This is a genomic window from Limnohabitans sp. (assembly GCF_044373035.1).
Taxonomy (GTDB): Bacteria; Pseudomonadota; Gammaproteobacteria; order Burkholderiales; family Burkholderiaceae_C; genus Limnohabitans_A.
Genome location: NZ_JBILQU010000152.1, coordinates 1 through 4,793 on the forward strand (window position 1 = coordinate 1; position 4,793 = coordinate 4,793).

Annotated in this window: 5 protein-coding genes and 1 pseudogene; all 6 read right to left on the reverse strand. The window is 60.2% G+C overall.

Annotated elements, in window-relative coordinates; all coding sequences use genetic code 11:
* A pseudogene (locus ACIQ47_RS14705) lies at positions 1–161 on the reverse strand (cyanate hydratase); the annotation flags it as partial.
* 40 nt (positions 162–201) lie between these two features.
* The gene (locus ACIQ47_RS14710; RefSeq protein WP_296293311.1) at positions 202–1,077 is read right to left on the reverse strand and encodes an ABC transporter ATP-binding protein; all 876 of its coding nucleotides are present in this window, start codon (positions 1,075–1,077) and stop codon (positions 202–204) included.
* Positions 1,067–1,933, reverse strand: a complete 867-nt coding sequence (gene ntrB, locus ACIQ47_RS14715) for a nitrate ABC transporter permease (RefSeq protein ID WP_296293310.1) — start codon at positions 1,931–1,933, stop codon at positions 1,067–1,069. The genes ACIQ47_RS14710 and ntrB overlap by 11 nt, the downstream gene beginning before the upstream one ends.
* A 5-nt stretch (positions 1,934–1,938) precedes the next feature.
* Complete coding sequence (locus ACIQ47_RS14720; RefSeq protein ID WP_396438818.1) at positions 1,939–3,345, reverse strand: CmpA/NrtA family ABC transporter substrate-binding protein; 1,407 nt, start codon at positions 3,343–3,345, stop codon at positions 1,939–1,941.
* A 156-nt stretch (positions 3,346–3,501) separates the two neighbouring features.
* Positions 3,502–4,155, reverse strand: a complete 654-nt coding sequence (locus ACIQ47_RS14725; RefSeq protein WP_396438819.1) for a response regulator — start codon at positions 4,153–4,155, stop codon at positions 3,502–3,504.
* The coding region (locus tag ACIQ47_RS14730; protein WP_396438820.1) for a sensor histidine kinase at positions 4,152–4,793 on the reverse strand (642 nt) is incomplete at its 5' end. The genes ACIQ47_RS14725 and ACIQ47_RS14730, both read right to left, overlap by 4 nt.

Below are 4,793 nucleotides of genomic sequence, written 5' to 3' on the forward strand. Positions count from 1 at the left end.
CCGATGATTTTGGCTTGCTTGGCATCAAAGGTCATTTGGCCGAGGCACCCGGCGGTGACCCACTCTTTGGACAAGCCGACCTTGTCGGCGACGTCGCTCCACTTGATGCCCTTGGACACTTTGGCTGTGATGATTTTTTCGGTGATGTCTAAACGGTTCATGAATGACCTCTTGAGGGGGGTTGATAAAAACGGAAATAGATCAGTGGGCTTTGGCGCGTGACACCAAAAAATCGACGATGTGGTTGCGCATGTCGTAATAACCGGGCAAGTGGTGCAACTGGGCGCGTGTGCGTTCGCGTGGCAGCGGGTTGACCACCACTTCGGCCAGGCCCCCTGGCACATAGCTGCCGCCCGATTCGTTGCCGTTGCTCATGAGCAAGATGCGGTCCGACAGCAAAATCGCTTCGTCCACGTCGTGGGTGATCATGAAAACGGTTTGCTGTGTTTGGCGCACGATGGCCATCAGTTCGTCCTGAATCGTGCCCCGTGTGAGTGCGTCGAGGGCACCAAAGGGTTCGTCGAGCAGCAGCATCTTGGGCTGGATGGCGAAGGCTCGGGCAATGCCCACACGCTGCTTCATGCCGCCCGACAGTTGACTGGGTTTTTTGTCGATGGCGTGCAACAGGCCCACCATGCCGACGTGCTTTTCCACATGCACGTTCACTTGCGGCGTTTTCCATTCGGGCCACTTGGACCGCACAGCAAACGCGATGTTTTGCCGCACTGTGAGCCAAGGCATGAGCGCATGGCTTTGGAAGACCACACCACGCTCCAGGCTCGGGCCTGCGATCTCGCGACCGTCCATGAAGGCGTGGCCCGTGCTGGCGGTGTCCAGACCCGCCAGCACATTCAAGATGGTGGTTTTGCCACAGCCCGAGTGGCCGATGATGCAGACGAACTCGCCTTTGTCGATGGTGAAGGTCACGTCCGAAAACACCGGCTTGTCGCTTTGGTAGGCCTTGCCCAGTTTTTCGATTTTGAGGAAAGCGTTCATGGCTTTGGCCTTGGGTTGGAATGCATGGGTGTCGGATGACAAAGGCGCAATCAGCTCGCGTTCGGTGGCTTCACTCCACATAGGTCACCGCCTTTTGCAATTGGGCAAACGCCAGGTCCAGCAACATGCCCACCACGCCAATCACCAGCACCGCAAAGATCACGTTCACCAGAGACAGGTTGTTCCACTCGTTCCACACAAAGTAGCCCACACCCGTGCCGCCCACCAGCATCTCGGCGGCCACGATCACCAGCCAGGCGATGCCCATGCTGATGCGCATGCCGGTGACGATGGTCGGGGCAGCAGCGGGCAGGATCACCAAGAAGGCTTTGCGCAGCGGACGCACCTCCAGCGTGCTGGCCACGTTGAGCCATTCACGTTTGACGGCGGCCACGCCAAAGGCCGTGTTGATCAGCATGGGCCAGACCGAGCAGATGAAGATGACGAAGATGCCGCTGACTTCCGAGTCTTTCAGGGTGTACAGCGCCAGCGGCATCCAGGCCAAGGGGCTGATGGGTTTGAGCACCTGGATGAAGGGGTCAAACGCCTTGCGCATGAGTGGCGACATGCCGATCATGAAACCCACCGGCAAGGCCACCAACACGGCCAAGAAGAAGCCCAGGGCCACCCGGCCCAGAGAATGCGCGAGTTGGATGCCGATGCCTTTGTCGTTGGGGCCTTTGTCATAAAACGGATCGGCCAGGTGGCCCAGCATGGCCTTGCCCACTTCAAGCGGTGGCGGAAACCCCGTGGTTTTGACCGCCCCCGGGTCTTTGCCCATCATCTTTTGGTATTCGATCTCTTCGGCCGTCATGCCCGCCTTGGAGGCGCCGGCCACCGTTGGGGCAGTGGCCGAGAGCTGCCAGGCCCCCAGAAAGACCAAGAACATGAGCAGCGAGACCATGGCCGCGCGCAAATTGAGGTGCGTGGTTTTCATGTGCCTTAACCCATCTTGTTGATCGCGAAGCTCTTGATGTACTCCTCGGGCTTGGCCGGGTCAAACTCTTTGCCCATGATCTTGTGCTTGGGGTAAGGCGTGGTGGCTGCAAAGCTGTGGCCCAGCTCTTTCATGTGCTTGCGCGCATCGGTGATGAGGAACACTTTCTCGGCGATTTGCTTGTAGTTCACATCGCCTTTGACATAACCCCAGCGCTTCATTTGCGTGAGCATCCACACCGCCATGCTTTGCCAGGGCATGGGGTCAAAGTCCGCGCGACCGGGCACGTTTTGCACCTTGCCCAAACCGTCGGCAAACTTGCCGGTCAGCACTTGGGCAATCACAGCCTCGGGCTGGTTCAGGTACTGCGCGGGTGAAATCACCTTGGCGATCAGTTCCCGGTTTTCGGGCTTGCGGGCCATGGCTGCGGCCGTGAGCACCGCGCGGTAGAGCGCTGCGAAGGTGTTGGGGTTCTTCTGGATGAACTCGGTGCTGGTGCCAAAGGCGCAGCAGGGGTGCCCGTCCCACAGCTCTTTGGTCAGGATGTGGATGAAACCGACTTCGTCGAACACCGCCCGCTGGTTGAAGGGATCGGGTCCGAGGAAACCGTCGATGTTGCCCGAGCGCAAGTTGGCCACCATCTCTGGGGGTGGTACCACGCGAATTTGCACATCGGTGTCGGGGTTGATGCCGTTTTCGGCCAAGTAATAGCGCAGCAAAAAGTTGTGCATCGAATAATCGAAAGGCACTGCAAACTTAAAGCCCTTCCAGTTTTTCGGGTCGCGGTTGTTCTTGTGCTTGACAGCCAGCGTGATGGCTTGGCCGTTGATGTTCTGGATGGTCGCCACATTCATGGGCGTGGCGTTGGCGCCCAAACCCATGCTGATGGCCAAGGGCATGGGCGACAGGAAGTGCGTGGCGTCGTACTCCTTGTTGATCATCTTGTCGCGAATCAGCGCCCAACCGGCGGTCTTGGTCACTTCGACATTCAGGCCCTGCTTTTGGTAAAAGCCCAGCGGATCGGCCATGATGAGTGGCGTGGCGCAGGTGATCGGGATGAAGCCGATCTTGAGGTTGGTTTTTTCCAAAGGGCCTTTGCTTTGCGCCAAGGCCTGCAAGCTGGCCACAGGCAGCACGCTGGCAATGGCGGCCATGGCGGTCTTTTTGCCCACGGCGCGCAAGAACAGGCGGCGCTCTTCGTCGTGTGGAAACAGGGACTTGACCAGTGTGGCCTCGATGAACTCCTGGCTGTAGGCCTCGAACTCGGCGGTCTCTGAACGGGCGCGCAACTGTGCAGCGGCCGCATCAGCAGCCACTTCGGCGTGGTGGTCGGCAGGCGAATGGTCACGGCCGCAGCTGCACTTGAGCATCAGGGGGCGGTCGGCGTTGTACGGATCGAAAAATTCAGACATGGCAACCTCGCTTTGTTGAAGATACCCAGGTCTATGCAAGCTGTGGGCCAGAAAACCTTGCCCATGCGCTATTAGGGGCGCGCATCTTCATTTAGCAAGCCGCTTGTCGATGCGGCGTAGGGCTGGCCCTACAAATCCCGGGCAGGTCGAACCAGGTCAATAGCGCCCGACGATGCTTTGCGCATACAAAGCCAACTCCACATCGTTCTTGGTGCCGGTCTTTTCCAGGATGCGTGCACGGTAAGTGCTCACCGTATTGGGGGCCAGACTCAGTTGTGCACCAATTTCGCTCACGGTGTGTCCCTGGGTCAACAAAAGATAGACCTGGAGCTCGCGGTGCGACAGCATGTCGATCCCGGTTTTGGTGCGTCCTTGGCTGACCAAGCTGGCCAAGGCCTCGGCGGTGGCCCGCGTGACGTGCATGCCGCCTGCGGCCACGCGGCGCAGCGCGGCCATCAGTTCATCCGGGTCGGTGCTTTTGTTCAGATAACCCGAGGCTCCGAGCTGAATGCAGCGCACCGCGTATTGTTTTTCGGGGTAGGTACTGAGCATCAGCACGGGCAGACCCGGCCAGTCCCGCCGCAGCGCTTGCAGCACATTCAGACCGTCCATGCCCGGCAAGGCGATGTCGAGCAAGACCACATCGAGGCCCTGCAAGCCCTGCAGCCTGTGCACCTCGTCCAGCACGCCGGGACCGGTGTCGGCCTCGGCCACGACCTGCAGTGCGGGGTCGTCGGCCAGCACCATCTTCAGGCCCTCGCGCACGATCTTGTGGTCGTCGCCCAGCAGCACACGCACGGCGGCGTTCATGCGGCCACCTCGTGGGCAGCCAAGGGCATGGACAAGCGCATGCGCGTGCCCCTGCCGGGTTGGCTGTCGATGTCGATCACGCCACCAAAGTGGCGCGCCCGCTCGCGCATGCCCAGGATGCCGTAAGCCTGCGGCGACTCAAACACCTGTGGCAAAGCACCGCAGCCATCGTCTTCCACCGACAAGTGCAACCAGCCCTCGCGCTCCACGATGTCCACGTCCACCGTGCGCGCCCGGGCGTGGCGGCCCACGTTGCTGAGCATCTCCTGGAAGATGCGAAACACCGCCATGGCCATGGGCTCAGGCAACTCCCGCTGCTCGTTGACTTCCATGCACCACTTGAGTTGCTGTTCTGCCGACTGCACAAACTCCTGCGCCTGCCACTCCAAAGCACCCCACAGGCCCTGGTGGTCCAGGATGCTGGGGCGCAGGTCGGTGATGATGCGGCCCACATTGACCACCGCGTTTTCGATCAAGCGGCTCATGTTCTGGCACTTTTCTCGCATTTTTCCGCGCATGTTGTCGCGCTGGCCTGGGGCCTCTACGGCCGCACGCTGCTCTTGCTCAGACAAGCGCTTGTCCAGCCAGCCCACATCCATCTTCAGGGCCACCAGCAAGCTGCCCAACTCGTCGTGCAC

Bases quoted from the DNA above. Each gene is read 5' to 3' on its own strand.
- ACIQ47_RS14710 (WP_296293311.1), bottom strand. From the start codon at position 1,077: ATGTGGAGTGAAGCCACCGAACGCGAGCTGATTGCGCCTTTGTCATCC.
- ntrB (WP_296293310.1), bottom strand. From the start codon at position 1,933: ATGAAAACCACGCACCTCAATTTGCGCGCGGCCATGGTCTCGCTGCTC.
- ACIQ47_RS14720 (WP_396438818.1), bottom strand. From the start codon at position 3,345: ATGTCTGAATTTTTCGATCCGTACAACGCCGACCGCCCCCTGATGCTC.
- ACIQ47_RS14725 (WP_396438819.1), bottom strand. From the start codon at position 4,155: ATGAACGCCGCCGTGCGTGTGCTGCTGGGCGACGACCACAAGATCGTG.